This window comes from Enterobacter cloacae complex sp.6700776, from assembly GCF_048284255.1.
Taxonomy (GTDB): domain Bacteria; phylum Pseudomonadota; class Gammaproteobacteria; order Enterobacterales; family Enterobacteriaceae; genus Enterobacter; species Enterobacter intestinihominis.
The window spans coordinates 1-294 of record NZ_JBLVYK010000201.1; the positions used below are offsets into that span (position 1 = coordinate 1).

The window sequence follows — 294 nt, forward strand, 5'->3', positions numbered from 1 at the left end:
CTGTATTTTCGCTCGTGCGCAGTAAGCGCATACCTAATACTTTGGTATAAAAATCAACGGAGCGTTGCATGTCGGTAACACGGAGCATGGTATGTAGTAAGCGCATAATAGTAGTTTCCCTATAAATTCTTCAGGCAATAATGCTTAAAGTCGAATCGATTTATCTATTAATATAACGTGGCAATATGACTAAATACAGCGATTGAGGTTTATTTTTTAGTCATATCATGGCTATACTCAATTCGAGGGAGTATATCATAATTTTATGTTTATATTACGGGTGGTTAACGATGG

General features: G+C 36.1%; 1 protein-coding gene. It reads right to left on the bottom strand.

Translation table 11 applies throughout. The features are described from left to right. The coding region (locus ACNQ0T_RS23880) for a VOC family protein (RefSeq protein WP_417930459.1) at positions 1 to 106 on the bottom strand (106 nt) is incomplete at its 3' end. Positions 107 to 294: the final 188 nt, after the last annotated feature.